Origin of the sequence: Collimonas sp. OK607 (assembly GCF_900111995.1) — a bacterium.
Classification (GTDB): domain Bacteria; phylum Pseudomonadota; class Gammaproteobacteria; order Burkholderiales; family Burkholderiaceae_D; genus Collimonas.
On record NZ_FOKF01000011.1, the window covers coordinates 77905 to 103269 of the forward strand.

Sequence of the window (25365 nt, forward strand, 5' to 3'; positions counted from 1 at the left end):
CCGTAACAGACTGCCCTACAGCCCCATTCCAACCAACTCAAGGAGAAAAATCATGATTGATCGCAGAAGTTTCATGAAACTGACCGCAGTCGGCGGCGGTGCAGTATTTATTTCCGGGCTATATGGCCACGCGCAAGCTGCAACGACCGACAAAACGGCGGCAGCATCCGCTTACGACGATTTCTATTTCGTTCAGTTGTCCGACGTTCATTGGGGGTATAGCGGTGCGGCCAATCCGGACGCTCTCAACACACTCAAGAAGACGGTTGCAACTGTCAATGCACTTGAAGTGCAACCTGACTTTATTATCTTTACCGGGGATCTGACCCACACGACGGATGATCCGAAGGAACGTCGGAAGCGTATGGCCGAGTTCAAAGAGATTGCTGCCGGATTAAAAGTGAAAACGGTACGCTTCATCCCGGGAGAGCATGACGCTTCGCTCGATAACGGCGCGGCGTTCAAGGAAAACTTTGGCCCGACGAATTACGTGTTTGATCATAAGGGTGTGCATTTCATCGCTTTGGATAACGTGTCCGATCCCGGTGCAAGCATTGGTGATGCTCAACTGGATTGGCTTAAAAACGATCTTGCCAAACAAGCAAAAGATGCGCGGATTGTTGTCTTCACACACCGTCCCCTGTTCGATCTGGTACCCAAATGGGATTGGGCCACCCGCGATGGTGACAAAGCGATTGCGTTATTGGCGCCATACAGCAATGTAACGGTGTTCTATGGCCACATTCACCAGGAACATCACCACATGACGGGACAGATCGCACACCACGCAGCCAAGTCGCTCATTTTCCCATTGCCGGCACCAGGCTCGCAAGATAAGCGCACCCCCTTGCCGTGGGATGCTGCTGCGCCGAATAAAGGACTCGGTTTTCGCGAGGTGGAAGCTGAACGCAAGGAAAGCGATTACAAGATCACTGAATTTCCTGTGATAAGGACGTAAGCCATGGATCACTCAAGAAGACAGGTATGTTTAAGAGTCGTCTACGGCATCGGAGCGGTTCTATCGGGGTCGCTCATTAACGGCCAGGCCCAGGGGCAGACAAAGAATGTTGCGAAAGAAAGGGTGATAAAAATTCAAGCCAAAAAATTCGTCTATACGCCGAACCAGATCGTCCTGAAAACGGGTGAGCCGGTAGTGCTGGAGTTTACATCCGTGGATTTCGTGCATGGGTTTAAGATACCCGATATGAATATCCGCGCTGACCTGCCGCCAGGCAAGGTAACCCAAGTTCGGCTGACACCTGACAAGGCTGGTGAATACGACTTTCTATGTGACAATTTCTGTGGCAGCGGCCATGAGGAAATGAGTGGGAAAATAACCGTAATAGGTTGATGCATTTTCTGTTATTACGGGGAAATCAATGCGGGACGAAATAATCAAGATGCGTTGAGCGGTGCGGTGCGGATATTCAACCTACCCAACCCAATCGGAGGCCTCAGATGAACCAGCAGAAACCCGTAGGCGCGAAAGTCCAGATTTCGAAGAACGGCCCGTATATCGTCTCGGGCCAGGTCCCCCTAAGCAAGGAGATCATCGGCGCGAACGAAGATGGCGAGTCGGTAAAGTGGGAGCAGGAACAGCAATATCCATCTCAGGGGCAATACGCGCTGTGTCGCTGCGGGCACAGCGCGAACAAGCCGTTTTGCGACGGCACGCATGCGAAAGCTGGTTTTGACGGCACCGAAACCGCGAGCCGCCAGCCGTATCTCGATCAGGCCAAAGTAATACAAGGTCCGACGATGTCATTGACAGACGTCGAGAACTTGTGCGCGTTCGCGCGCTTTTGCGATCCGCGTGGCGGGGTGTGGAATCTCGTCAGCGCAACAGACAACCCCTCAGCGAGCAAGCATTTCGTCAGCCAGACCTGCGACTGCCCTTCGGGGCGGCTGGTGGCTTGGGACAACCAGACCGGCAAACCGGTCGAGCCGATGTATGAACCATCCATATGCCTGATCGAAGACCCCGCCAAGGATTGCTCCGGGCCGCTATGGTTGCGTGGTGGCGTGCAGCTGATCGGGGACGACGGGTTCGAATACGAAGTGCGCAATCGCGTGACCTTGTGCCGCTGCGGCGCATCGCAGAACAAGCCTTTCTGCGACGGCACGCATGCGTCAATCAGGTTCAGCGACAAGATCTGAGTCGGCAAATCAGATGAGGGGCGGATCATGCTTAACAGTCATGCTTAACGGATCAATGAACGAAAATGCCGCCCCCGTCAGGCGCGTCGTTGTCAGTCGAGTGATTCTTGTGCTTCCTCTGGTGCTGGTTGCATTCGTCGCAATCACTGTCGGCTTTGTGGCAAGCAAGACCGTCAGGCAGCCCTACGAAACTCCCTTTTTTCACCTGTTCTTCAGCGACACCCTGCATATGAAGGCATGGCTGATAACGGCTGCGTTGCTGCTGGCTTTGGGCCAGTTGCTGACGGCGTCGCGTATCTATGAAGTGCTACGCTTCCCACCGAAGGGGCGCTTCTACCATGTGGTGCATCGCTGGTCGGGGCGAATAGCCATCCTGCTGACACTGCCAGTGGCCTACCACTGCATTTTCCTGCTCGGCTTCGGGACATATGATACCCGCGCCTACATTCATTCATTGCTGGGGTCGTTTCTCTACGGGACCGTTCTCGCAAAGGTGCTCATTGTCCGCTCAAACGGCTTTCGAGGCTGGGCGCTGCCAGTTGCTGGAAGTTTGCTGTTCTCCATTCTCCTGGGTTTGTGGCTTACATCTGCATTCTGGTACTTCAGTGCCTTTGGCGTTGGCATATAGCATGCCCAGCGTAAGCGTCTCCAAAACCCATCTATCGTGGGTAACGCGACTTGAGTAATATGTATTCATCATAACCAAACCTGTATAAGGGAGTTCCATAGAATGATGCTAACCCTCTATGCCCACCCGTTCGCCTCATACTGCTGGAAGGCGATAATTGCACTTTACGAGAACGACACACCGTTCACGCTTCACATAATCGACCTTGGCGATGCTGCTTCGACGGCTGAGCTGGAACGGCTATGGCCATTCAAGAAGTTTCCTGTCCTGCTTGATGGAGAGAAGTCGGTAATCGAGTCTACGATCATAGTTGAATATCTGGACCTGCATCATCCTGGTCCGGTACGACTGGTCCCGCTTGATGCGGCCGCTGCGCTCGATGTGCGGTTCGCCGATCGCTTTTTCGACAATTATGTTCACACGCCGATGCAGGCGATCGTCTCCGACGCGCTGCGCGGAGAGAAACGCGACGCCGATGCGGTGGCTCGTGCGCGAGCGAACCTTGACACGGCGTATACCTGGCTAGAGCACCGGATGGAGAACCGCGAATGGGTAGCCAGCGATAGTTTCAGCCTTGCCGACTGTTCTGCGGCTCCTGCCTTGTTCTACGCGGACTGGGTTCACCCCATCAGCGATGCTTTCCCCAACGTACGCGCCTATCGTAATCGCCTGAATGCACGGCCGTCGGTCGCACGGGCGATCGATGAAGCACGTCCCTATCGCCATTTCTTTCCGCTTGGCGCACCGGATCGCGACTAAAAAAAGGCTCTATGCGTTGTAACTCTTAGTCAGGATCCGCTGGCGAAATATCCATTTTCGACAGTGCATCCAGGCTGGGCACAAAATAGATCGCTGAGGAAAGTGGAGTAGAGAAATCGAGCAGCTTGTCCGTCTTCGAGACGCCATCGGCACCTACGCCGTACATCTGTTTAAGCATCCCCATGGTGACCGTGATGTCGTTGCAAAACCCGACAAACATGATTCCCGCTTCTTTCGCACTGCCGTAATTGGCGTTTCTGCGAACGATATCTATTTCTTCACCGTTTCTTCTGAACTGATTCCTGCCGACGTGAGAATCTTCGGGCAAAGGCGATAGCTGGTGGCTTCCGGCTTTGGTCCTGCCCCATACGTTTTCAGCCCCGTGAACAGACAAGCTCTTTAATTTTTCAACATCCATCCGCCATTTCTGGATCAGCACGGTTGATCCGCCCTCACCTTTTTCGCCGGCAGGAATGATGGCGACGCTGTTGGCGCGAAACGGATTAGGATTTGCAACGCCATCCGCAAAGCCGTCGAATGTCACGTTATTGTGATACGGGAAGCAAATCTGTTCGCTGGCAAGGTCGGCAAATGGATTCAACAACGACACAGCTTTGCTCATGCTGTCATATAACGTTGCGGCGTTTGACTGCGTGATCCAGATCCAAAGGTCGTGTTGCGTAGCTGGGGCGACCATGCCATTGGTGCCTACGATATCTTTATCGAAAGAATGAAGATTATCCGGAACATCCGCGGGATAAACCTCTCGCCATAGCTCGGGCTTGAATCCCAGGACAATATTTGCAGTGCCTCCAGTTAATTGATGATGTTGATTGAGTGTTGGATCTGCGATGCCGGTTATTTCCGACTCCCAGAGCTTGCCGAGCGTTTTGAAAAGACGCCCGATGTCGACGCCCTTTTTCAGCGTAAACTGCAAATGGACCTCGTCGCGCGCTACTACCGACAGCATTGTCTGTGGAATTGGCATATTTATTTGATCCTGTTTCTATTCATCGTTAGGTAAATTGATATGGACGCACGGGTGCGATTTCTTCGGGAATTTCACGGCCACAGAGCTCCAGGATGGAGCGTTCAATTGTTCGGGTAATCGCGTCGAGCGCCAAGGCATTTGGCGCAAGGCTGAAAGGCTCGGCAACTTCGTTCGCAATCGCCTCCAGCGCGATCAGCGTATAGGAGATGAAAACGCAAATAAGCGGCGTAAAAATTTCTATCGAGTCAACGAGGCCAAACGGAAGCAGCATGCAATAGGCGTATGCCGTGCGATGCAGTAATACGCTGTACGCAAAAGGGATAGGTGTTGAAGCAATTCGCTCACAGCCGCCGACACTTCTCTCTAGCTCGTTGATTTGCGTGTCCAGCATCCAGCGGGTCATATCGGATTCCAATAGCAAGCCCCTGGAGGTGGCCAGGCGACTGCGTATATCGTTAAGAATCGCCACGGGTTTATAGTGCTTGTGCCTGAGATCATCCGTCCGTTGTTTTCCGAGAAGGCGCACCAGATCGTCGGTAGCATCCGTCTTGCGCAATTGATGCTTTAGTGCGTAGATGAACGCAATCAGGGTATTCGCCACGTGAGTCCGCTCCGCTTCATCGACACTCTCAGGCTGATAGCACAGGATCTGCGACATCAGCGTGCGCGAAGAAATCAACAGGTTTCCCCACAAAAGCCGCGCCTCTGTAAACCGGGCATAGCTGGCATTGTTTCGGAATACCAGGAAAATGGCCAGCGTCAGACCGAATAACGTGAATGGCACCGTACTCAGCGGGATTTTTTCGCCAAAAACAACACCATGCGTCAGTACCGCCACGCTGCTCAAGATTCCGATGACAATCAGTTGAGGAATGATCGATTGCAACACCGAGCCATTCCATACGAAAAGCATGCGGAACCAGCTTTGCATCGGTCTGACGATCATAAGGTTCTAATGCCTAAAGTTGTAGGGGTTCGAGAGCGTGAAAGCATGGCGGCTTCTGTCGTCATGGTAGACAAATATGAGCGGCAACACAATAAATACGCGGGCGGCTATGTATGTGCTACCAGCAGTTCCTCCACATTGGCTGGCAAAAATTGTATGATGCATTTGTTAATATGATGGAATAGTCCATGACCACCAGCATCCGCTTGTTAAGTGAGAATGATCACGCCGCCGTCGCCGTGGCTGTTCTGATGGAGGAGATGCAGGCACATTACTCCGTGCCATGCCCGCCCCGTGAAACAATCCTGTCCGGATTACAAAACAGGCCTCCTGGCGTAGAACTCCTGATTGCCGAAGATAGCGATTCCGTGCTCGGATTTGCGGCGTTCTCTGCAATCTATCCGGGGCCGTGGCTGCAGCCAGGCATCTTCCTGAAGGACCTGTTTGTCAGCAAACGGAAAAGGGGCACGGACTCGGGAACGCGCTCATGAAATCCTTGGCTGTGCTTGCGAAAGAGCGAGGACTTGGTCGGATCGACTGGACAGCAGACCCTGACAATCCAAGGCTGCTGTCCTTCTATAATGACATCGGGGGCGCCAGGAGGCATGACAAGGTTTTTTACCGGCTGGACGCAGAAGCGTTGACGAAACTCGCGACCTGAACTGAAGCCGATTTCCTGCCGAGCGCAAGAATGAAGCAGCGCAACTTCACCCAAACAGACAGACACACTTTTATGTACCCGCTTCCCAAATTAGAGATTGCTGAACTCATCCAGTTGGCGCATCGATCCGCACAGGTGAGTACCGAATGTGCATGCGCAAGAGCCTCGTTTCTCTGCTGGGAAAGTATCCCGGTGTCATTTCCGGAGTCGCAACTTCAAGACGTCGGCACGCTAATGGAAAATCCTTTCGAAGAACCCACCTTCGTCGAATTTCATCCGGCAGGCACGCGCTATGAATCTTCGAATGCCCCGATCGCGCCACGTTATTTCCCATACAATCGATGTACGATTTCTAAATGCCTGGTCTGCGAACGCCATTTTTTACGCTATACCGAAGCGGGTGGATACTTCGTCGACAAGAGGATACGTGCGCTGAATCCTGAATTGATTGTTGATGCTTCAATATGACATTTTTCGACGAAGTAGCCGATCCTTTTTGCCGTCAAAATATTATTTTAGCAATCATGCGAGATAGACAATAGGGACAAGCGTTACGGTCGAAGTCGGGTCAATCTAGCCATCATTACCGGCTTCCAGGCACGCAACGCCCGTACTCTACTTCGCCGCCAATTTCTTCGCGATCTCAGTCACGTGCCGGCCCTGGAAACGCGCGATGGCGAGTTCGTTGGCGCTCGGCCGCCGCGATCCGTCACCTTTGGTGAGCGTCGAGGCGCCGTAGGGTGTGCCGCCGGTAATTTCATCCATGTTGAGCAGCCCCTGCTCCGAATATGGCACGCCGACGATCACCATCCCCTGATGAAGCAACGTACTGTGGAAGCTGGTGATCGTGGTCTCCTGGCCGCCGTGCTGGGTCGCAGTGCTGGTGAAGACGCTGCCGACCTTACCGATCAGGCCACCGCTCATCCACAGCCCGCCAGTCTGATCGAGGAAGTTGCGCATCTGGGCGCACATGTTCCCGAACCGGGTCGGTGTGCCGAAAATGACCGCGTCGGCGTCCTTCAGTTGGTCCGCTGTTATCACTGGAATATGTGCAAATGGCGCGCGGGCCGCCTTGGCGCCGCTTTTTTCGAGTATGTCGTCAGGCACCAGCTCGGCAACCTGGTACAGCGTAACGTCTGTATCGGCGACCTCGCGTGCTCCGGCAGCGACGGCTTCGGCCATCTCGTAAATGTGTCCGTACATGCTGTAGAACACCACCTGTATCTTGGTTGTCATGGACGCTCTCCTTTGGATGGTCGGCCTATTCTTCGTTCGCTGTAGCTGTGTGACAGATTTGCTTATTTGTTTCTGAGTTCTTAACTCATGACAATTTCCCATCTTTTCAGGGGCGATGATCCATTCAGGCACTTCAAATTGTCCGAGTTAAGTGTAGCTACTGGAGAGCATAATGCAATGCGGATTTCGCCGTTAAGGCGGTCATCGGCGACGATCCTACGACACAGGTGATCGACGTATTCAGATCGCCAGCCCCGAATTCCGGCTATGGCTTTCCACACAAATTACAAATTACGCTATGCTTGGCGAACGCCAGCCCATGCGGGAGTGATGATAATGGCTGTATCGCCTGTCCGCCCTCGCGACGAGGGCACAGTCGCCGACACTGCGGCGGATTCGCTGTGTAAGCGCAGCGCGCGCCCGTGGGTGCTCTCGGCCACGATACTCGCCTCAAGCATGGTGTTTATCGATGGCACCGTGGTCAACGTCGCCCTGCCCGCCTTGCAACGCGCATTCGGTGCCAGTGCTACCGATGTGCAGTGGGTGGTTGAGTCCTACGCCCTGTTCCTGGCGGCGCTGCTGCTGGTTGGCGGCTCCGCGGGCGACCGGTTCGGGCGGCGCCGCGTGTTTACCCTTGGCGTCGGGTTATTTGCTGTCGCGTCTGTCTGGTGCGGCCTGACTGGCAACGTCATGCAATTGATTTTCGCCCGGGCGGTGCAAGGAATCGGCGGCGCCTTGCTGGTTCCCGGCAGTCTGGCCCTCATCAGTGCTTCGTTTCCTGAAATCGAACGCGGCAAAGCGATCGGCACCTGGTCCGGATACACCGCAATCACTGCCGCGATCGGACCGGTGGTCGGCGGCTTCCTGATTGAGCATGTTTCGTGGCGCCTGGCGTTTCTGATCAACGTTCCGCTCGCCTTGCTGGTCATTATCCTGACGTTCAGATACGTCCCTGAAAGCCGCGACCCGCGCGCCTCAGGCAGCCTGGATTGGACCGGCGCCGCGCTGGCCAGTATCGGGCTCGGTTGCCTGGTCTACGGTTTGATTGAATCGTCAAACAAAGGCTGGAGCGATGTGGCGGTGATTACCACGCTGGTTCTGGCTGTGCTGATGATCGCCGTATTCATCAGAGTCGAGTTGCGGCATCCAGCCCCGATGCTGCCACTCCGCCTATTCCACTCCCGCAATTTCAGCGGGGCGAATCTGCTGACGCTCTTGCTGTATGCGGCGCTTGGCGGCGGTCTGTACTTTCTTCCGTTGAACCTGATCCTGGTGCAGGGATATTCTGCAGTCGCCGCCGGTGCTGCGTTGCTACCGTTTGTACTACTGATGTTTTCCATGTCACGGTGGAGCGGCGGACTGGTTGACCGCTACGGCGCCAAGAGGCCGCTCGTGATTGGTCCGGCAATTGCGGCAATCGGATTCGCCTTGTTCGCGCTTCCCGGCATAGGCGGCAGTTATTGGGCCAGTTATTTTCCGGCAGTGTTGGTGCTTGGATTCGGCATGTCGATCAGTGTCGCGCCGTTGACCACGACGGTCATGAATGCGGTCGACCAGAGTCTCGCCGGCGCCGCATCAGGGGTCAACAACGCCGTCTCGCGCACCGCCGCCCTGCTGGCCATTGCAGTGTTCGGCATTGTGATGAACCTGGCGTTCAATACCAGCCTGGACCGCCATCTCAAGACCCTGCATATTGCCCCGGAAAAGTTACACGCGGTCGAGGTGCAGCGCGCCAAACTTGCTGCAATCGTGTTGCCGTCAGAAGCGAGCGAACGGGAGCAGGCAGCCCTGAAAAACGCCATTGGCCAGTCGTACGTGTCGGGTTTCCGCTGGGTGATGTTACTCTCGGCGTTTCTAGCACTGGGCAGTGCCTTGAGCGCCTGGATGTTGATTGGCAACCGCCCTCAGGAAGAACAAAAAACCTGAGTATTTCGCGCTTCTCTTTGACGCAGAAGATCTTCAACGGCTTCTAAGTCACAATGCCCTCAAGATACATGCAGCGCCTTGCCAATATAATCGAAAAATAGGCAATACAACATGATCGGCAATGGCAAACCGAGCATGGTGCCTATCAGGTATTTATAAAACTTCACGCCGGACAAAGCCAACGCGTAATTAAGGGCAGGAACAGTCTGAAACAATACCCTTAACAACGCGACGCTCTTAATCGGATGCGCATCCAGGCTACGGAGTAGCCTCAACGCATAACGGTTATTCAATTCTCGCATTGCATCGCCGCCGACGAAACGTATTGTCAGGAAAGTAAATACACAAGAGATAATTGCCGCGATATAGGTCGCCAGGCCACCCCAGGATTTCCCCAGTGCCAGTACCGCCGCCGCGAGAAATATCCAGCCGGGTACCTGAATCAGGTTACCCAGGCAAAACAGCAAGACAAAGACCAGCAAGCCGCTGATTTTATTGTCGACGATCTGTTGATGAAGAAACGCTAAATTGAAATGGCCTCTAAGGCCGGAAATCTGAAATACGGCAAATAGCACCGCCAGAAACAGGGCAACGATCAACAGCCGTTTGTAGCGGCGCATGGCAGGCTCTCGCAGGTTAATGTGGCTGAACATGGTGACAATCTACAATACATTCCAGCATTCAATCCGGCAGGCCGATTTTGCCAAACTCGACCGCCAACTTGACATAGAACATATGCACACCCTCTTGCAGCAAAAACTCGAATAAGCGATCCGACTCCTCTTCACTCACTACCATGGTGACTTCCACCGGTTGATCTGCAAGTTCGAAGAAATGCGCCGAATGGAATCGGCGGTCGTGCCCGTAGCCGATGGCGCCGGTAAAAACGGTTGCCCCGCGAATGCCATGCGATTGAGCAACGTCAAGCAGCCAGTTCGACAGCTGCTTGCCCTTGTGGCGCCGATCCTGCTGGGTAAAAAACTCTAGCTGAAAGCCTTTCATATTACCTCCGCAAAGAGGATGGTCCCGCTTTCAGTATAGTTGGCACTCGTCTAATATGAATCGGTGGCAGAGGAATTGTTGAAGATTTGCGCATATCAACATGTTGCATTTTTGCATCACCCAACAATCTTGCCTTGAAAAATCGGGATCCCACAGTTACTACCACCAGCTATTCCATCTCACGACGTTTCATCGAATAAGGAGTTAGTGCGATGACTACAGAAATGAAACATCATCACCTCCGTGATTATTGGATTCCCTACAGTGGCGGCATGGACAATTGGCGAAAGGTTTTAAGATTTTTTGTGACGTTGATAGCTCTCTTCCTGGCTATCGTCATCTCTTTTGATGCCAACATCTTGCTGACGGATCTTTTGCGGTGGATCGGCACTGATTGCGTATGGTGCGAGATCGTCCCATCTTGATCATTTCGAGAAATTATCAGCGTTGAGGCGTAATATCGTGCCATAGCACCCGAATTCATATTCAATGCATTTATATTAAATTTCCCGACCCCAACCCAGATTGGCGGAGAGTGGCGAATGATAAGCGAACGCACTGATTTCGTAGGCGCTTACGGACAAAAGCTGGCGGCGCGGCTCGATGCGCCGTCAGGAGAGCCGCACGCCTTTGCCCTGTTTGCCCATTGTTTCACTTGCGGCAAGGACATTTTCGCTGCCAGCCGCATCGCGCAGGCCCTGACCAGCCATCACATTGCCGTACTGCGTTTTGACTTCACCGGCCTCGGCGCCAGCGAAGGCGAATTCGCCAATACCAATTTTTCCTCGAATGTGGCGGACCTGATTGCCGCTGCCGACCATATGCGCCAGGTTTATCGCGCTCCGGCGCTGATCATCGGGCATAGCCTCGGCGGTGCTGCTGTGCTGTCAGCTGCCGCCGATATTCCGGAAGTCCGCGCGGTCGTCACTATCGCCGCCCCCAGCGATCCGACCCATGTCACCGGGTTGTTCCGGGATCAAATTGGCGAGATCGAAGTCAACGGCGAAGCGGAAGTGCAACTATCCGGCCGGCGTTTCAAGATCAAGCACCAGTTCCTTCAGGATGCGCGGGAGCAGCAATTGAATCACAAGATCGCCCACCTCAGGAAGGCATTGCTGGTGATGCATGCGCCGCGTGATACCACTGTCGACATCTCGAACGCCATGCATATTTTTACGGCGGCAAAACATCCGAAGAGTTTTTTATCGCTCGACGATGCCGATCATCTCCTGACGCGTAAGCATGATGCAACTTATGTGGCAAATATGATCGCAGCATGGAGCCACCGTTATGTTTCTTGATATCTTACCCAAACGCTTGCATGACATGCCAGCGGCGATCTGCTTCGTTAAGGCGTTGCCGTAGACATGGCCATCACCATGACGCCGCCACGTCTGCTGCGCGTGACCGATACCGACGGCACCAACCGGATTGAAGTCAGCGGCACCTGGCTGTTGCGCGTCATTTTGCCTGACGCCGCCACCTTGCGGCCGCAGTTGGCGCATTACGCTAAAGACCGCAATGCCAGATGGGACCTGCGCGCGATCCAGCAACTGGATGCCGCCGGCGCGCTGTTCCTGTGGCGCATGTGGGGCCGGCGCCGGCCTGACATCCTGCTCAAGCCTGAGTATGAAGACATGTTCGCAAATCTCGCGGACAAGCCATTTTCACCACCGCCGCCAGTGCCGCGCGATCGGCTCGAGCTGCTGGTGAAACTTGGCCAGGGCTTGCTGTCGTTCTGCAAGAGTCTGCATCTCATCACGATCCTGGCAGGCAATCTGCTGCTGGACTGCATCTATCTGATGCGTCACCCGAGCGATATCCCGTGGCGCGAAATCTCCGCCAACATCCATCGCACCGGCAGCCAGGCGCTGGCCATCACCGCACTGGTTGGATTTCTGGTCGGCGTGGTGCTGAGTTATCTGTCGTCGATCCAATTGAAAAACTATGGCGCCGACGTCTTCATCATCAATATCCTTGGCTTAGGCATTGTGCGCGAGCTAGGGCCGATACTGGCCGCCATCCTGGTGGCAGGACGTTCCGGTTCGTCGATGACGGCGCAGCTCGGGGTCATGCGCGTGACCCGCGAACTCGATGCCTTGTCAGCCATGGGCATTTCGCATACCCAGCGCCTGGTTCTGCCAAAGGTCGTTGCGCTAGCCATCACCTTGCCGCTGTTGATAGTCTGGAGCGACATGGCCGCGCTGCTCGGCGGCATGTTGTCGGCCTACCTTCAGCTGGATATCGGTTATCGGCAGTTTCTGCACGGCTTGCCTGCCGCGGTGCCGATCGCCAACCTGTGGCTTGGCCTGTGCAAAGGTTCCGTCTTCGGCATGTTGGTCGCATTAATCGCCTGCCATTATGGATTGCAAATCCAGCCAAACACGGAGAGCCTGGGGGCCAGCACCACGGATTCGGTGGTTACGTCGATCACAATCGTGATCATCGTAGACGCCATATTTGCAGTGATTTTTTCGAATGTGGGTTTCTAAATGCCGGACAACATCATCGACATCAACGCCGTATGGACACAATACGGTAGTACCGTCATCCATCGCGATCTCACCTTACGAGTGAATTACGGCGAAGTGATGGCGATCATCGGCGGCTCAGGCAGCGGCAAGACCACCCTGCTGCGCCTCATGCTCGGGCTGGAAGCTCCCAGCCGTGGCACCATCAGGGTGTTCGATGTTCCCTTGCAGGGCTGCCCCAACGCCGACCTTCGCCAGACCCGCAATCGCTGGGGCGTCCTGTTCCAGGAAGGTGCATTGTTCTCGGCACTGAGCGTATTCGACAATGTTGCGCTGCCGCTGCGCGAACTCAAAGCGTTGCCTGAAGACGTGATACGTGAGCTGGTGATGATGAAACTCGACCTGGTGGAAATTGACGCCATGAGCGCCAACAAGATGCCGGCAGAATTGTCCGGCGGCATGGTCAAACGCGTCGCGCTGGCGCGCGCGCTGGCGCTCAATCCGGAGCTGTTGTTCCTCGACGAACCGACCGCGGGCCTCGATCCGGAACGCAGCCACGGCTTTGTACAACTGATCGAATCTCTGCGTCGCGCGCTGAATCTGACCGTGGTCATGGTGACGCACGATGTCGATACCCTGCTGGCGCTGTCGGATCGGGTAGCCGTGCTGGCCAACCAGCAGTTGCTGACAGTTGGCCCGCTGTGGGACATCGTGCACCACCCCGATCCATTCGTGCAGAATTTTTTCCTGGGCCACATCAAGCGTTGCGAGCAGGAAAACGTCAAGGATTTCCGCGACAAGATGGCCGTCGGTTTGAGCGTTGCATAAAACATAAGGAGATGGTTAATGGAAAACCGCGCACACGCCCTCTCCGCCGGCCTGTTCCTGGTGGCGCTCTGCATCGGATTGATACTGGTGGCGATCCGCCTGAACGGCGATACAGTCGACCAGCAGGATTATCTGCTGCTATCCAGGACGCCGGTGTCTGGCCTCAACCGCAACGCTCCGGTGCGGCTGCGTGGCGTGGATGTAGGCAAGGTCAAGGATATCCAGTTTTCCCCGACCGACCCGCACGTCATCCTGATCAAGATCGGCCTCGACAAGGGCACTCCCATCAACCAGGGTACTTATGCGCAGCTGAGTTACCTGGGCATCACCGGCCTGTCATTCGTGCAACTGGACGACGATGGCAACAAACCGGAAAAACTCGTGCTCAAGCCAGACGAGATAGGCCAGATCGAGATGCGGCCATCGTTTTTCGATCAGATCGGCAATTCGGGGCAGGAGTTACTGCGCGACACAGGCCTGGCGGCAAAACGGCTGAACAAACTGCTAAATGACGACAATCTGAAAGAGTTGTCGCTGACGATCGTTAACCTCAAGACCGCATCGGGCCGGATCGCCGACCTCGCCACCGAACTGCAACCGACGCTGCAGAAGCTTCCTGCCATCAGCACCCGCACCGACAAAGCCCTGGCGCGCATGGATCCCTTGCTTTCTAACTTAAACAGTCTCACGCAAGAAGTCCGCACGCGCGTGGATACACTGGATCGTATTGGCAGCACTGCGGACAACCTGGGCCAGACCAGCCAGGATTTAAAGGATACGTTGCCGCAGTTACACGTCATGATCAACGATTTTTCGCATAGTTCCCATGCGCTGGATCGCGTATTGTCGGACGTACAGCAGCAACCGCAAAGCATTCTATTCGGAAGAAAACTGCCGCCACCCGGGCCGGGTGAAGTTGGATTTGCGGCACCGGCCGAGATACATTGATTTTTCTAATCCATGCCAACTATACTGGTGTGTCGAAAGCACCAATGTGTCCAACCCGAAGAATCCAACCAACTGTGAGGTGATCATCATGACCCAGCAATTAAGCGACGACGGACTTGACCTTTTGTTCTTTAAAGCCCGCACACACAATGCCTGGCTGGACAAACCGGTAGGCGACGATCTTCTGCGCCGCCTTTATGACGTGATGAAATGGGGCCCGACCAGCGCCAATTGTTCGCCGGCACGTATTCTGTTCCTGCGCACACCGGAAGCCAAGGAACGGCTGCGGCCGGCGCTGGCCCCTGGAAATGTGGACAAGACCATGGCAGCCCCGGTCACTGCCATCATCGGCTACGACGGGAAATTCTATGAGCAGCTGCCTAAGCTGTTTCCGCATGCCGATGCCCGCGCCTGGTTCGCGGACACACCGGAACTTGCAGAGGTTACCGCAAGGCGCAACAGCTCGTTGCAGGGAGCCTATTTCATGCTGGCGGCGCGCGCCTTAGGCCTGGACTGCGGCCCGATGTCAGGATTCGACCAGGTGAAAGTGGATCACGAATTTTTTCCAGTGACGAAACCGCTGAATTTCGAGTATGAATATTTCCCGGACAGCCACATCAAAACCAATTTCCTGTGCAATCTGGGTTATGGAGATCCGGATAAGCTGTTCCCACGCAGTCCTCGACTCGATTTCGACGAGGCATGCAAATTACTTTGATTGATTTGGGGCGAGAGCCGCCTCGTTTTTCGATCCGTTTTTCGCTTAGTTTACGGCTACAACGGCTTCAGGTCGCCTAATAACGTTGGCACCAGTTCCGAAACAGTCGGATGAATGTGCATTGCACGCTGGATGGTTGTGTATGTCGCACCGGCATACATGACATCCAGGATCGAATGGATCACCTCATCGCCTTCAATGCCGAGCAACATTGCGCCGAGAATTTTTTTCGTTTCGGCATCCACCAGCACACTCATATATCCCTGGATTTCGCTACGTTCACGCGCGCGCCCGACTCTCGTCATCATCATCGTACCGACCAGTGCTTTCCGGCCGGACGCACGCACTTCCCGCTCAGTCATGCCGATCCGGCCCAGCGGCGGATCGATGAACAGCGCATACGCCTGAATACGATCGGCTACGCTGCGTGAGTCATGGTCGAGCAGATTGGCGGCCACAATTTCATAGTCGTTGTAAGACGTATGGGTGAATGCCCCGCGGCCATTGACGTCGCCCAGCGCCCAGATTCCCGGTACATTGGTGCAAAGTTTGTCATCCACCACGATATACCCGCGTTGATCGGTCTTGATGCCCGCCTTATCGAGACCGAGGTCATCGGTGTTCGGGATACGTCCGACCGCGAGCAGCAAATGAGAACCTGAGATTTCGTCCGATGCTTCATTGTCGTTCACGGTAATCACTACCGCATCGCCGCGCTTTTCGACACGTTGAATTTTGGCGGCAAGCCGGATTCGAATCCCTTCGTCCTCCAGGATGTCGCGAATGCTTGCCGATACCTGTTCATCTTCCCGCCCTATCAGCCGCGGCCCGCCTTCTATCACCGTGACCTCGCTGCCGAAGCGGCGATACATTTGCGCGAACTCCAGGCCGATGTAGCTGCCGCCGACAATCACCAGGTGTTGCGGCAGAAAATCCACCTCCATCATGCTGGAGTTGGTCAGGAAATCGATATCCCCCAGACCGGGTATATCGGGTATCGCGGCGCGTCCACCGACATTGATGAAAATTTCGTCCGCTTCCAGCAACTCGCCATTGCCCCGTACCGCGTGCGGACTCTCAAAACAGCCGTGCCCTTCGATCACCGTAAGATTGGGGGTATTTTTTAGCCAGTCGGCGACACCTTCATTGGATTGCCTGACGATCAGATCCTTACGCGCCTTGACACGTGCCATGTCGACCCGGACCGGGCTATCGATCAGCACGCCGAATTCGGCGGCACGACGCGCCATGTGCACCACACGGGCACTCGCAATCAGCGTCTTGGTGGGTATGCAACCGGTATTGACGCAGGTCCCGCCGAAGCGATTGCGTTCTATGATAGCGGTCTTGCGACCGGCTTGCGCAAGCCGTACAGCCAGGGATGGACCGGATTGCCCGGTGCCAATGACAATTGCATCGTATCGCTGGACCATATTCTCCCCCGTTTGCAGGTTGACCGCTGCAGTACGTTCGCGCCGATTGACTCAAGATGAAACTCTATACCCATTCCCTTGACATTGTTCGCTGCGTGTCACGACTCTAACCGGGAGGGCTGGAGCCATTTTTTATGGTCAATAATCCATTTGACTTTGCGCATGACTTCTTTGCGCGCAATTTCCTCTTGCTCCATTGGCAAGTCGACGCATTTGCGAATTACGCCATCCTCGATTTGGAAGGACCAGGTCCATCGTCCTTTTATTTCCTCATAGACTGTGACCGAGTAATGGATGCCTTTGTATTCAAATTCATGCGTCATGACCGCCTCCTTGATGGCAAGGCAATCCTAACATGTCCAGAATCAGTTATTCACGAAATTGAATTGGGTCTTGCAGGTAAATATTCGTGTTATTTCAGCCATGAATTACGCAACTTCAAAAGATTTAGCACTTCTCTCTTGCCGCAGCTGCCAGAGCGTAATCGACAGGAAATAACATTCCTTCTCTGATGCGCACCAATTACGTGCCTATTCCTCCGAGAAAATTTCCTGGCGGCGATTTTCTTCAAAAGCATTGATCAAGCTAATGATGCGCTCCATGCGAGCTTGTTCTTGCAAGTTTGTATTACGGCCCCACAAGAAGTCGAATTCAGTCACGAGCAAGCGATACTCGCTCTCGCACACAATCGATTTATCTATTTTTTCCTCTGGCAAAATCGTAGCTCTATTCCGGGTTAGACAGGCTGTTCCCGCCACCAGCGGCGCCCTGCCTGCGGCGTCGCAAGACTAAGCAACTCGCCCATCTGCGGGGTGCTTACCGGCACTCCGTGTTGTTCGGCCAGCGCGACGATTCGCTCGAACGGATCTTGCCAGGCATGCAGGGCAAGGTCGAAGGTACCGTTATGCACCGGCAGCAAGTGCTTGCCGCCCAGATCAAGGTGGGCTTGCAGGGTCTGTTCCGGCTGCATGTGTACGTCTGGCCAGTCATGGTCGTAAGCCCCGGTTTCTATCATGGTCAGGTCGAACGGCCCGTAGCGGTTGCCAATTTCCTTGAAACCTTCGAAATAGCCGCCATCGCCACTGAAGAACAGCCGCAGGTCGTCATCCAGTATCACCCAGGAAGCCCACAAAGTCCGGTTGCCGTCGCCAAGGCCGCGCCCTGAAAAGTGACGCGCCGGTGTCGCCACCAGTTGCAGGCCGCCTACCCAGGTACTTTGCCACCAGTCCAGCTGTTGAATCTTTTCTGCCGGCACACCCCATTTGATCAGCGTGTCCCCTACTCCCAGCGGCGCAAGGAAATGTTCCACCTTGCCCGCCAGCTGCAGGATTGCGTCGTAATCCAGATGATCATAATGGTCATGCGACAAAATCACGCCTTTGATGGGAGGCAGCTCGGCGATGCTGATTGGCGGTTGATGAAAGCGTTTAGGGCCGATCCATTGGAAAGGAGAGGCGCGCTCGGAAAACACCGGGTCAGTCAGCCAGAATTCGCCGCGCAACTTCAACAGCATGGTGGAATGCCCCAGGCGGAACAGTGAACGATCCGGCGCAGCCAGCAATTGCGCGCTACTAATCGCTTGCACCGGGACCGGTTTGGCCGGCACGGTTCCGGCTGGCTTGTCGAAAGTGAAGCGCCACAGAATTTGCAATATCTTCCACAAGCCGTTTTTGTGCATAGGACGACGATTCCTGAACTTGCCGTCGCGCCACTGCGAAGATTGCGGCTGAATATTCGCATCGAAAGCCTTGAGCGTTTCACTTGCCATGCTGCTTTTCCTGGTTTGAATGCCGGTTAGTTGACGATTCTTTGCTGCTGTCGGAGAGTAAAGAATTATTACACTACACAGTGTAGTTTAAATCAAGCAAAAGTAAACTAGCAAGTGCAAATAATTTGTAACAAGCCGCAGCCTTCTGATGATCGCACGCCCCGTTTTGGTGACTGAAATCAGGCATGAAATTTGCAGCTTGGAAACAAACGTCAATCAATAACGGAGAGCAACAAAATGGACAGAAGAAATTTTCTTGGCAAGACGATTGTCATCGCAGGTAGCCTGGACGTATTTTCCTATACGGTGGCGCAGATTCTCAACATCAACGACGCCATCAACAAGTCGGGACGACAAAGGATGCTGTCGCAGCGTTTGGCCAAGGCCTATTTGCAACTAGGACAAACGATCGATGCCGAGCGCTCCAGGAAAATCCTGGATGCCTCTCTTAACCTGTTTGAACGTCAGCTTGCCGAGCTCCGCACTTTTGCGCCAACTAACGATAACAAGCTGGTACTGGCCGAAATGGAGAAAACCTGGCTTAGCTACAAACAGGTACTGGTCGGGAAAACGCCTAATCAGCAAGACGCCAGAAACATCATGGTCATCAATGAAAATCTACTCGCGATGGCGCAAACTGCCACGGTACAACTGGAAAAATATTCCGGCAGCACAAGCGGACAATTGGTAAACATCTCTGGACGCCAACGCATGCTGTCGCAAAGAATGGCTAAATTTTATCAGGCGCTGCAATGGGATGTGGCGCCGGCCGATGCCATGGGCAAATTGGAACAGGCTCGCAAGGAGTTCACAGCCGGCATGCAAATCCTGAACAGTTCATCCGGCAATACGGCAAGAATCCGCGACGAACTGCTCCTGGCGCAACAGCAATGGATGTTCTTTGACGGCGCGTTGCGTCAAAGCGGAGATCAAAGAAACCATCAGCAATTTGCGATCAACGTCGCCACCACCAGCGAACGGATACTGGAGGTAATGGATGGCGTTACCGGCTTGTATCAGCAGCTTGGCTGACAAATAATTGATGGGCCGGCCAGCCAGGTCTGTTCAGGCTTGTTAAGCGGCCGACTCTTCAATTGAACCCGGCCCCGGTCAGGATACGTGACATAACTGCGCTGTCACCTGCAGAAATTTATCTATGTCTTGCGCTGAATTGCAGTGCAGCGGCGATATCCGCACGGCGCCGTCCATATCGAACGATTCAAGCATCCGCTTTGAATAGATACTCGAAGATGCGCGTTCATAGACGATAACGCCCCTCTTCTCATATTCCCTGACGGCCTGGGTGTGATCCAGGTTGTCAATGCCGATGGCAACGATCAAATCCCGTTTTGCCAGATCTTCATAATCCAGGAACACCTTGACGCCGTTCAAGCGCCGGAGGCCCGCAGTTTCAGCCGTACCGTTAAGCATTCTCGACAGCAAAGCCCTTTCGTGCAGCGCGATCTGGTTAATCCCGCACACGAAAAGCGCACGCCTTTCATCGCTATCCGTAAATTTCCCGCCAAGCCAGCACACATAATCGACGATTTCGGTAACAACTGAAAACTGCCAGGGTGCCGCGCTGCCAAGATCCCAGAAATTTTCCTTCTTACCGCCCAATTTATGGTGCGGCAATACCGACGCCCGGTCAGATAACCATGAAATGCCTGATCCGCGGCAACCAAAGAACTTGTAGGGAGCGATGTTGATGCCATCGACCGGAGTTTGTTGCAGATCGATTACGCCATGGGGAGCATGCTGTACCGCATCCACCAGAATAAATAAATCAGGATTGATCTGACGTGCCGTTTTGACGATATTTTCGATATCGAATTTGGCGCCAGAGATATTGGAGGCATACATCACGTTCAAGAGACATGTATCCCGATCTATCAATTTTGCGATCTCGTCTACGTCCACGCCGCCAGTAACCGGATTGCTCCTGGCGACGCGAAGTTCCTTGCCGAGTTTTTTGGCGTAGAACGTCATCGCATCAAACGCCGACGGGTGCTCCAGCACGGTGGTCACCATATTGGTGCCGCTAACATTTTCAGCGACCGCCCTGACCATGTCGAACATCGCTGCGGATGCCGTCAAAGAGGAATAAACGCTACCGCCAGTGGCGTTCAGGATCGTCCTGACATCCGCGGTTCCGACTGCCTGCATTTTCTGCAAGGACAGCGCGGTCTGGTGAATCCGTTCCGGGTTGTCTGGAATCGAGTCTGCCCTGGCAAATTGCTCAACTGCTTTCTTGAGACGGAAAGAGCCACCGGCATTGTCAAAATAGAGCCGTTCCCGGTTATCCGGATCACTATCGACATAGTGGAACCGGCTCTTTATTTCCTGCATCAACTCGTCCGAAAAAAATACTCCCTGGTTCAAATCCATGGCCAACATTTCCTTTTAAAAAGCGGTCGATCCGGCATTGCGGCGACCTGATTCAGATACAATTTTCGATAAGCGTCGATTGCGCCTGGTCGCTTGTCCTTGGATGAGTCGTTAGTGAGAGCGCAGATCGGACAGGAATTTCTGAGCGCGCTCGCTTTGCGGCCGCAAAAAGAAATCTTCAGGCGTTCCGGTTTCAATCAGCCGGCCCTGATCCATGAACCAGACGTAGTCGGCAACTTCGCGCGCGAACCCCATCTCATGCGTGACGCAGATCATCGTCATGCCGTCGCGCGCCAGGCTCTTCATCACCTGCAGCACTTCACCCACCATTTCCGGATCGAGCGCGCTGGTGGGCTCGTCGAACAACATGGCCGGTGGATTCATGGCCAGCGCGCGGGCAATGGCAACTCGTTGCTGCTGGCCGCCGGAGAGTTGCCCCGGGAAAGCGTCGGCTTTAGCCGTCAAGCCAACCCGTTCCAGCAGTTCGAAGGCGCGGCTTCGGGCTTGCGCGCGCTTTGTGCCAAGTACATTGACTGGCGCCATAACAATGTTATCGAGGACGGACAGATGCGGAAAAAGGTTAAAACTCTGGAATACAAAGCCAACCCGCGCACGGAAGTGGTTCAGGTCGAGTTTAGGGACATAGATATCTTGTCCGTCAAAGACAATCTTTCCCTTTTGAATCTCTTCCAGCCGATTCACGGTACGGATCAGCGTCGATTTGCCGGAACCCGAGGGACCGCAAACCACTACTACTTCGCCCTTTGCGACTTCGGCCGAAACGTCCGCGAGTGCGTGATAGGAGCCGTACCACTTGTTCACGCAGTCGAAAGTGATCATTTTCGCCGTGCTGTCACGGTCACTGTTGCTGTTGTTGGAGGTCATAATTGACATGATTGAGATATTCCAATTTCAAGAACCATCATTCGACCGCTTGCGCCATCCCGAGATTTGCGTCTTGTGCGGCCAATTTTTTGCTGCCGATGCCTGCGCGTTTATTGGTGATGCGTTTTTCCAGGAAATGCGCGAACTGCGACAGCGTGAAGCACAGCAAGAAGTAGATCAGCGCCAGCAGCATGAACACCGGAAACGGCTTGGTCAGCAGAGTAGAGTTAACCTGATTTGCCGCAAAGGTCAGCTCATTGACACTGATGACATAACCTAAAGAGGTTTCCTTAATGGTGGAAACGAACTGGCTCACCATCGCCGGCACCATGTTGTAGAGCGCCTGCGGCAGGATGATTTTCACGGTGGTTTGCATGTAGCTCATGCCAAGCGCCATTGATGCCTCGGCCTGCCCTTTCGGTAATCCTTCAATGCCTGCACGAATCACTTCGGCAAGGTAGGCAGCCTGATAGATGACCAGCGTCACCAGCATCGTGGTAAAGCCGCTGACAGTCCTCCCAATCAGCAAAGGCACGAAAAAATACACCCAGAAGATAAACATGACCAAGGGAACCCCGCGCACCACGTACACGACGACCGTGGCAGGCAGGCGAATCCATCGGATGGGGCTGACGCGAGCGATTGCCAGCAGGACGCTGATCGGAAGCGCCAGCGCCAGTCCCGCAATCGACAGGATCAGCGTAATTGCCAGGCCGCCGAGAGGTCCGTTAGGGTATTGCCCGATAAGCAGCAAAAGCCAGTTGTCGCGCAAGATGTCGAAAATGTCGGTCATGATTACCTGGCCTTGATGCGGTAGTGATGCTGAAGTCCTGCGCCAGCTGCCATGATCAACAGCGATATCGCGAGATAGATGGAAGTAGCCACAATATAGATTTCGACAGTCTTGAACGATTGGGCTTCAATTTCGCGCGTGGCATAAGTCAGCTCGGCGACGCCGATGGCCATTGCCAGGCTGGTATTCTTGAATAACAGCACGGTGTGGCTGATCAGGGTCGGCAACGCAATACGCACTGCTTGCGGCAGGATGATCAGGCGAAACGCTTTCAGATAGCTCAATCCCAACGCACGTGAAGCTTCCAGCTGCGATTTCGGTATGGAACGAATCCCGCTTCGAATATCTTCGGACATATAAGCCGCCATGCAGGTGCCAACGGCGATGAACGCAAAAATGAACTCGCTGTGCTGGGCGTTAATCCAGTGCTGGACAGAAAGCGGCAGCAAGGTCGGCACGCCGAAATACCATATGAATATCTGCACCAGCATCGGCACGTTGCGGTGGTACTCCACGTAGACTGAAACAGCACGCTCGGCCCAACGGTTTTGCGTCATGCGGATCAGCGCCAGCAGTGTTCCGAGCGCCATTGCCAGCACCCACGCAAAAGCGGTTAGCTGAAGCATCGTACTGACACCCTCAACGATCCATCGCCGATACGCTTCGTCCAGCAAGATCGAGAAATCAAGCTTCAGGTTCATGGAAAAGAGGCCTTATGAAATAACCTGCAGCGATCCCGCAATGCAGGATCGCCATGATTGCGAGATTGCCCCGGGTACGGGATTAACCCTTGATCGGTGCGATTTTGAAGCCGCGGTGCAGCTTGTACGGTGTGTTAGCGCCAAGCCACTTGTCGAAGATCTGAGCCGCTTCACCGGATTTCTCCATCGATTCAAGCGTGCTGTTTACCTGCTTTATGAACGCCGTCTCGTCTTTACGCATGCCGATTCCCCATGCCTCGTTTAACACTGCCGGTTCGAGGATGTCGATTGGGGTTGTGGTGGTTTCAGTCTGTTGCTTGAACTTGAGCAGCATCAATTCAGAGACGGCAAAACCATCGACCTTGCCTTGCTGCATGGCCATAAAAGCGGCAGGCGGATCTTGGAAGGTTACTGTTGTAGCGGTTGGGATGGCGGACCGCACTGCCATTTCAGAGGTAGAACCTTTGGGCGCACTGACCCGCTTGCCGGCGAGGTCTGAAGGCGTTTTGTACCCGTCGGACCGTTTCGTGGCGACCTTGGTCAAGCTGACGTAATAGCTATCGCTATAGGCGATTTGTTGAGCGCGCTCCGCTGTCCAGCCGAGATTCGCGGCAAGCAGGTCAACCCGGTTTTGCTGAAGTTCGGGGATGCGGGCGGCGACGGAGATGAGCTTCAGTTCAAGTTTCACGCCCAGGTTCTTGGCAACGGCTTTGCAAAAATCCACGTCGTAACCCTGTACCTCGCGGGTAGTCGGGTTAGGAAAGCTAAACGGTTCAGCCGTCCCGAGAGTGCCGCAAACGAGTGTGCCCTTTTGCTTGATGTCGGCAAGTTGGTCTGCTGACGCGGAAGCGCTGAAAACCGATAAGACAGTGGCAATCAAGGCGGCGCTTTTGATGTTAAACATGAAGTCTCCCGTTTAAAGTCGATTTATGGTGAATAAATGATTCGAACAAATAAGCTAACTAAATAAGCCAAATAAATAAGCCAGACGTCCCCGCCCCCGCAGGGTTCCTTGTCAGGAAATGTTTATCGATATGAGAATAATAGAATGTCGCAATAATATAAAAAAGCGATATTTAATTATGAATTATCATCGCTTTAAGTGATGTAATGGTGATCTAATATACGTGATCAAACACAGGGGATGAATAGCCATGTTTTCCTTCAAGCAACTGGAAGCCATCTACTGGATAGCGCAGCTCGGCGGTTTCGAAGCTGCTTCCAGGCATCTCAATACCACGCAATCAGCGATATCCAAACGCATAAAAGAACTCGAATCGGCTCTTAGCACAGAGCTGTTCGACCGCAATTATCGGCAGGCGCGATTGTCGGAAAAAGGGGAAGAAATGTTGCTCATCGCCAAACGCCTGCTGGAGCAGCGGGATTTGGCGATCGAACAGTTCAGCACGCCGGAGATCGTGGAAAGACGTTTGCGGATCGGGGTCACCGAGTTGACTGCCATGACCTGGCTCCCTCGTTTGGTGCGGCTGGTCCGTACCCATTACCCCAAAGTAGTGATCGAACCGGATGTCGACCTGAGTGTGAATTTGCGCGACAAGTTATTGGCCGATGAAGTCGATATCATCATCACTCCCGACGCCTTTGCAGAAGCCAGGTTTTCCCTGATACCGCTGGCCATGGTCAGGAGCGTCTGGATGTGCAAACCTGGCTTGCTGCCCACATCGCGCGTATTACGCATGCATGAGCTGGCGTCGCACACAATTTTGACGCAAGGCAATATGTCGGGGACCGGAATCATTTATGACCGCTGGTTCAAATCCCAGACCATTTCTTCCGCCAACTCGATCAGTTGCAACAGCCTGGTTGCGCTGATCGGATTGACGGTATCGGGACTGGGCGTCAGCTATCTGCCAGAGCAATGCCTGAGTTCACTGGTAGAGCGAGGCGCACTCGAGATTGTGCAAACCTCCCCTGCTCTACCGGAGATTTCCTATGTCGCCCTTTACCGGGGCGAGCGCAAAAGCGTTTTCATTTCATCGATCATCATGCTAGCCCAGGAATGCTGCGACTTCTCCGATTTGTTTCAAACCGATGAAGTCGATACTGACGATATCGGTTTGAAAGTCAAAGGAAGATCTGGCGTAGATCTGTTTTAACTCGAAAAT

At 54.1% G+C, this 25365-nt stretch carries 30 protein-coding genes; 17 read left to right on the top strand and 13 right to left on the bottom strand.

What is annotated here, in order from left to right:
• Positions 1-52: 52 nt before the first annotated feature.
• The 5 genes from BM029_RS10055 (at position 53) to BM029_RS10075 (ending at position 3544) form a co-directional block, all read left to right on the top strand.
• A complete protein-coding gene (locus BM029_RS10055; protein ID WP_092435457.1) occupies positions 53-958 on the top strand; it encodes a metallophosphoesterase family protein in 906 nt (301 codons plus the stop codon).
• Positions 959-961: 3 nt separating this feature from the next.
• Positions 962-1351, top strand: a complete 390-nt coding sequence (locus tag BM029_RS10060) for a cupredoxin domain-containing protein (protein WP_092435459.1) — start codon at positions 962-964, stop codon at positions 1349-1351.
• Positions 1352-1458: 107 nt separating this feature from the next.
• Positions 1459-2157, top strand: coding sequence for a CDGSH iron-sulfur domain-containing protein (locus tag BM029_RS26245; protein WP_092435461.1), 699 nt, complete (start codon positions 1459-1461; stop codon positions 2155-2157).
• Between the two features lie 55 nt (positions 2158-2212).
• Complete coding sequence (locus BM029_RS10070) at positions 2213-2785, top strand: DUF6529 family protein (protein ID WP_139217224.1); 573 nt, start codon at positions 2213-2215, stop codon at positions 2783-2785.
• Positions 2786-2887: 102 nt separating this feature from the next.
• Positions 2888-3544, top strand: coding sequence for a glutathione S-transferase family protein (locus BM029_RS10075; protein ID WP_092435465.1), 657 nt, complete (start codon positions 2888-2890; stop codon positions 3542-3544).
• A gap of 25 nt (positions 3545-3569) precedes the next feature.
• Here BM029_RS10075 and BM029_RS10080 read toward each other — a convergent pair whose 3' ends face one another.
• A complete protein-coding gene (locus tag BM029_RS10080; RefSeq protein WP_092435468.1) occupies positions 3570-4532 on the bottom strand; it encodes a Dyp-type peroxidase in 963 nt (320 codons plus the stop codon).
• 28 nt (positions 4533-4560) lie between these two features.
• On the bottom strand, positions 4561-5481 hold the full coding sequence (locus BM029_RS10085; RefSeq protein WP_092435470.1) for a bestrophin family protein: 921 nt from the start codon (positions 5479-5481) through the stop codon (positions 4561-4563).
• A gap of 188 nt (positions 5482-5669) precedes the next feature.
• On the opposite strand from BM029_RS10085, the gene BM029_RS26080 reads away from it, so the two are divergent.
• The 3 genes from BM029_RS26080 to BM029_RS10095 all read left to right on the top strand — a co-directional run bounded on the left by BM029_RS26080 (position 5670) and on the right by BM029_RS10095 (position 6610).
• Positions 5670-5972, top strand: coding sequence for a GNAT family N-acetyltransferase (locus tag BM029_RS26080; RefSeq protein ID WP_211482459.1), 303 nt, complete (start codon positions 5670-5672; stop codon positions 5970-5972).
• Positions 5969-6142 (top strand): hypothetical protein, encoded by a 174-nt coding sequence (locus BM029_RS26580; RefSeq protein WP_211482460.1) that lies wholly within the window; start codon positions 5969-5971, stop codon positions 6140-6142. Before BM029_RS26080 ends, BM029_RS26580 begins: the two co-directional genes overlap by 4 nt.
• Before the next feature lie 72 nt (positions 6143-6214).
• Positions 6215-6610: a hypothetical protein gene (locus BM029_RS10095; protein ID WP_092435602.1), complete on the top strand. Its 396-nt coding sequence runs from the start codon at positions 6215-6217 to the stop codon at positions 6608-6610.
• Between the two features lie 147 nt (positions 6611-6757).
• Here BM029_RS10095 and wrbA read toward each other — a convergent pair whose 3' ends face one another.
• Positions 6758-7378, bottom strand: coding sequence for an NAD(P)H:quinone oxidoreductase (gene wrbA, locus BM029_RS10100; protein ID WP_092435473.1), 621 nt, complete (start codon positions 7376-7378; stop codon positions 6758-6760).
• 336 nt (positions 7379-7714) lie between these two features.
• On the opposite strand from wrbA, the gene BM029_RS10105 reads away from it, so the two are divergent.
• Entirely contained in the window at positions 7715-9304 is a 1590-nt protein-coding gene (locus BM029_RS10105) for an MFS transporter (RefSeq protein ID WP_092435477.1), read from the top strand.
• Positions 9305-9363: 59 nt separating this feature from the next.
• Here the strand turns inward: BM029_RS10105 and BM029_RS10110 are convergent, their stop codons facing one another.
• The gene (locus tag BM029_RS10110; RefSeq protein ID WP_244544994.1) at positions 9364-9957 is read right to left on the bottom strand and encodes a VTT domain-containing protein; all 594 of its coding nucleotides are present in this window, start codon (positions 9955-9957) and stop codon (positions 9364-9366) included.
• 28 nt (positions 9958-9985) lie between these two features.
• Complete coding sequence (locus BM029_RS10115; protein ID WP_092435480.1) at positions 9986-10306, bottom strand: DUF190 domain-containing protein; 321 nt, start codon at positions 10304-10306, stop codon at positions 9986-9988.
• Between the two features lie 212 nt (positions 10307-10518).
• Between BM029_RS10115 and BM029_RS10120 the strand changes: the two genes are divergently transcribed.
• The 6 genes from BM029_RS10120 (at position 10519) to BM029_RS10145 (ending at position 15271) form a co-directional block, all read left to right on the top strand.
• A complete protein-coding gene (locus BM029_RS10120) occupies positions 10519-10731 on the top strand; it encodes a hypothetical protein (RefSeq protein ID WP_092435483.1) in 213 nt (70 codons plus the stop codon).
• Between the two features lie 117 nt (positions 10732-10848).
• On the top strand, positions 10849-11607 hold the full coding sequence (locus tag BM029_RS10125; protein ID WP_092435486.1) for an alpha/beta hydrolase family protein: 759 nt from the start codon (positions 10849-10851) through the stop codon (positions 11605-11607).
• A 66-nt stretch (positions 11608-11673) separates the two neighbouring features.
• Positions 11674-12798: an MlaE family ABC transporter permease gene (locus BM029_RS10130; RefSeq protein ID WP_092435488.1), complete on the top strand. Its 1125-nt coding sequence runs from the start codon at positions 11674-11676 to the stop codon at positions 12796-12798.
• Complete coding sequence (locus tag BM029_RS10135; protein WP_092435491.1) at positions 12799-13605, top strand: ABC transporter ATP-binding protein; 807 nt, start codon at positions 12799-12801, stop codon at positions 13603-13605.
• Positions 13606-13623: 18 nt separating this feature from the next.
• Positions 13624-14553, top strand: coding sequence for an MlaD family protein (locus BM029_RS10140; protein WP_092435494.1), 930 nt, complete (start codon positions 13624-13626; stop codon positions 14551-14553).
• A gap of 88 nt (positions 14554-14641) precedes the next feature.
• Entirely contained in the window at positions 14642-15271 is a 630-nt protein-coding gene (locus BM029_RS10145; protein WP_092435608.1) for a malonic semialdehyde reductase, read from the top strand.
• A gap of 56 nt (positions 15272-15327) precedes the next feature.
• Here BM029_RS10145 and BM029_RS10150 read toward each other — a convergent pair whose 3' ends face one another.
• From BM029_RS10150 to BM029_RS10165, 3 genes are all read right to left on the bottom strand, one after another.
• Positions 15328-16704 carry an FAD-containing oxidoreductase gene (locus BM029_RS10150; protein WP_092435497.1) on the bottom strand — a complete coding sequence of 459 codons (1377 nt, stop codon included), beginning with the start codon at positions 16702-16704 and terminating at the stop codon, positions 15328-15330.
• A gap of 98 nt (positions 16705-16802) precedes the next feature.
• On the bottom strand, positions 16803-17027 hold the full coding sequence (locus BM029_RS10155; RefSeq protein WP_092435500.1) for a hypothetical protein: 225 nt from the start codon (positions 17025-17027) through the stop codon (positions 16803-16805).
• A gap of 413 nt (positions 17028-17440) precedes the next feature.
• Positions 17441-18472 carry an MBL fold metallo-hydrolase gene (locus BM029_RS10165; RefSeq protein WP_092435503.1) on the bottom strand — a complete coding sequence of 344 codons (1032 nt, stop codon included), beginning with the start codon at positions 18470-18472 and terminating at the stop codon, positions 17441-17443.
• Positions 18473-18709: 237 nt separating this feature from the next.
• On the opposite strand from BM029_RS10165, the gene BM029_RS10170 reads away from it, so the two are divergent.
• Entirely contained in the window at positions 18710-19504 is a 795-nt protein-coding gene (locus BM029_RS10170; RefSeq protein WP_092435506.1) for a type IV pili methyl-accepting chemotaxis transducer N-terminal domain-containing protein, read from the top strand.
• A 78-nt stretch (positions 19505-19582) separates the two neighbouring features.
• Here BM029_RS10170 and BM029_RS10175 read toward each other — a convergent pair whose 3' ends face one another.
• The 5 genes from BM029_RS10175 to BM029_RS10195 form a co-directional block, all read right to left on the bottom strand.
• On the bottom strand, positions 19583-20860 hold the full coding sequence (locus BM029_RS10175; RefSeq protein ID WP_092435508.1) for an aminotransferase class V-fold PLP-dependent enzyme: 1278 nt from the start codon (positions 20858-20860) through the stop codon (positions 19583-19585).
• A gap of 111 nt (positions 20861-20971) precedes the next feature.
• Positions 20972-21700, bottom strand: coding sequence for an amino acid ABC transporter ATP-binding protein (locus BM029_RS10180; protein WP_092435613.1), 729 nt, complete (start codon positions 21698-21700; stop codon positions 20972-20974).
• Positions 21701-21782: 82 nt separating this feature from the next.
• On the bottom strand, positions 21783-22538 hold the full coding sequence (locus tag BM029_RS10185) for an amino acid ABC transporter permease (RefSeq protein WP_092435511.1): 756 nt from the start codon (positions 22536-22538) through the stop codon (positions 21783-21785).
• A 2-nt stretch (positions 22539-22540) separates the two neighbouring features.
• The gene (locus tag BM029_RS10190) at positions 22541-23239 is read right to left on the bottom strand and encodes an amino acid ABC transporter permease (protein WP_092411667.1); all 699 of its coding nucleotides are present in this window, start codon (positions 23237-23239) and stop codon (positions 22541-22543) included.
• An 82-nt stretch (positions 23240-23321) separates the two neighbouring features.
• On the bottom strand, positions 23322-24143 hold the full coding sequence (locus BM029_RS10195; protein WP_092435514.1) for an ABC transporter substrate-binding protein: 822 nt from the start codon (positions 24141-24143) through the stop codon (positions 23322-23324).
• A gap of 250 nt (positions 24144-24393) precedes the next feature.
• Between BM029_RS10195 and BM029_RS10200 the strand changes: the two genes are divergently transcribed.
• Positions 24394-25356, top strand: coding sequence for a LysR family transcriptional regulator (locus tag BM029_RS10200; RefSeq protein WP_092435517.1), 963 nt, complete (start codon positions 24394-24396; stop codon positions 25354-25356).
• Positions 25357-25365 lie beyond the last annotated feature (9 nt).

Bases quoted from the DNA above. Each gene is read 5' to 3' on its own strand.
- BM029_RS10130 (WP_092435488.1), top strand. From the start codon at position 11,674: ATGGCCATCACCATGACGCCGCCACGTCTGCTGCGCGTGACCGATACC.
- BM029_RS10120 (WP_092435483.1), top strand. From the start codon at position 10,519: ATGACTACAGAAATGAAACATCATCACCTCCGTGATTATTGGATTCCC.
- BM029_RS10200 (WP_092435517.1), top strand. From the start codon at position 24,394: ATGTTTTCCTTCAAGCAACTGGAAGCCATCTACTGGATAGCGCAGCTC.
- BM029_RS10165 (WP_092435503.1), bottom strand. From the start codon at position 18,472: ATGGCAAGTGAAACGCTCAAGGCTTTCGATGCGAATATTCAGCCGCAA.
- BM029_RS10140 (WP_092435494.1), top strand. From the start codon at position 13,624: ATGGAAAACCGCGCACACGCCCTCTCCGCCGGCCTGTTCCTGGTGGCG.
- BM029_RS10150 (WP_092435497.1), bottom strand. From the start codon at position 16,704: ATGGTCCAGCGATACGATGCAATTGTCATTGGCACCGGGCAATCCGGT.
- BM029_RS10145 (WP_092435608.1), top strand. From the start codon at position 14,642: ATGACCCAGCAATTAAGCGACGACGGACTTGACCTTTTGTTCTTTAAA.
- wrbA (WP_092435473.1), bottom strand. From the start codon at position 7,378: ATGACAACCAAGATACAGGTGGTGTTCTACAGCATGTACGGACACATT.
- BM029_RS26080 (WP_211482459.1), top strand. From the start codon at position 5,670: ATGACCACCAGCATCCGCTTGTTAAGTGAGAATGATCACGCCGCCGTC.
- BM029_RS10115 (WP_092435480.1), bottom strand. From the start codon at position 10,306: ATGAAAGGCTTTCAGCTAGAGTTTTTTACCCAGCAGGATCGGCGCCAC.
- BM029_RS10110 (WP_244544994.1), bottom strand. From the start codon at position 9,957: ATGTTCAGCCACATTAACCTGCGAGAGCCTGCCATGCGCCGCTACAAA.
- BM029_RS10190 (WP_092411667.1), bottom strand. From the start codon at position 23,239: ATGAACCTGAAGCTTGATTTCTCGATCTTGCTGGACGAAGCGTATCGG.
- BM029_RS10175 (WP_092435508.1), bottom strand. From the start codon at position 20,860: ATGGATTTGAACCAGGGAGTATTTTTTTCGGACGAGTTGATGCAGGAA.
- BM029_RS10060 (WP_092435459.1), top strand. From the start codon at position 962: ATGGATCACTCAAGAAGACAGGTATGTTTAAGAGTCGTCTACGGCATC.
- BM029_RS10170 (WP_092435506.1), top strand. From the start codon at position 18,710: ATGGACAGAAGAAATTTTCTTGGCAAGACGATTGTCATCGCAGGTAGC.
- BM029_RS26580 (WP_211482460.1), top strand. From the start codon at position 5,969: ATGAAATCCTTGGCTGTGCTTGCGAAAGAGCGAGGACTTGGTCGGATC.
- BM029_RS10195 (WP_092435514.1), bottom strand. From the start codon at position 24,143: ATGTTTAACATCAAAAGCGCCGCCTTGATTGCCACTGTCTTATCGGTT.
- BM029_RS10075 (WP_092435465.1), top strand. From the start codon at position 2,888: ATGATGCTAACCCTCTATGCCCACCCGTTCGCCTCATACTGCTGGAAG.
- BM029_RS10185 (WP_092435511.1), bottom strand. From the start codon at position 22,538: ATGACCGACATTTTCGACATCTTGCGCGACAACTGGCTTTTGCTGCTT.
- BM029_RS26245 (WP_092435461.1), top strand. From the start codon at position 1,459: ATGAACCAGCAGAAACCCGTAGGCGCGAAAGTCCAGATTTCGAAGAAC.
- BM029_RS10085 (WP_092435470.1), bottom strand. From the start codon at position 5,481: ATGATCGTCAGACCGATGCAAAGCTGGTTCCGCATGCTTTTCGTATGG.
- BM029_RS10105 (WP_092435477.1), top strand. From the start codon at position 7,715: ATGGCTGTATCGCCTGTCCGCCCTCGCGACGAGGGCACAGTCGCCGAC.
- BM029_RS10095 (WP_092435602.1), top strand. From the start codon at position 6,215: ATGTACCCGCTTCCCAAATTAGAGATTGCTGAACTCATCCAGTTGGCG.
- BM029_RS10055 (WP_092435457.1), top strand. From the start codon at position 53: ATGATTGATCGCAGAAGTTTCATGAAACTGACCGCAGTCGGCGGCGGT.
- BM029_RS10135 (WP_092435491.1), top strand. From the start codon at position 12,799: ATGCCGGACAACATCATCGACATCAACGCCGTATGGACACAATACGGT.
- BM029_RS10125 (WP_092435486.1), top strand. From the start codon at position 10,849: ATGATAAGCGAACGCACTGATTTCGTAGGCGCTTACGGACAAAAGCTG.
- BM029_RS10080 (WP_092435468.1), bottom strand. From the start codon at position 4,532: ATGCCAATTCCACAGACAATGCTGTCGGTAGTAGCGCGCGACGAGGTC.
- BM029_RS10180 (WP_092435613.1), bottom strand. From the start codon at position 21,700: ATGATCACTTTCGACTGCGTGAACAAGTGGTACGGCTCCTATCACGCA.
- BM029_RS10155 (WP_092435500.1), bottom strand. From the start codon at position 17,027: ATGACGCATGAATTTGAATACAAAGGCATCCATTACTCGGTCACAGTC.
- BM029_RS10070 (WP_139217224.1), top strand. From the start codon at position 2,213: ATGAACGAAAATGCCGCCCCCGTCAGGCGCGTCGTTGTCAGTCGAGTG.